At 39.7% G+C, this 290-nt stretch carries 1 protein-coding gene; it reads right to left on the reverse strand.

From position 1 onward, the window contains the following. The coding region (locus AAEY62_RS21785) for an IS3 family transposase (RefSeq protein ID WP_350636481.1) at positions 1–236 on the reverse strand (236 nt) is incomplete at its 3' end. Positions 237–290: the final 54 nt, after the last annotated feature.

Below are 290 nucleotides of genomic sequence, written 5' to 3' on the forward strand. Positions count from 1 at the left end.
TCACCTGAGTTTGGGTAATAATGTTTTTTCTTTGGCACAATGGCGTGTATATTCAATTTGTTCATCAATGACGCCGTTTTATATACTCCTATTGTGTGATCAAGTGCATTCAGTTCAGCGTGTATTCTACGCCTGCCATACGTATTACCCGAGTCCTCAGCTATCGATTCAATTAAATCCAAAAGCACCTGCTCTTGTTCATCGGGTTTGGCAGGTTCATAGTAATAGCTACTCATACTAACCTCTAAAACACGACACAATTCAGTGATAGTGTAATCTGCGTTTGCTTT

The sequence above is a fragment of the Pseudoalteromonas sp. GW168-MNA-CIBAN-0100 genome, assembly GCF_040309225.1.
Classification (GTDB): Bacteria; Pseudomonadota; Gammaproteobacteria; order Enterobacterales; family Alteromonadaceae; genus Pseudoalteromonas; species Pseudoalteromonas arctica.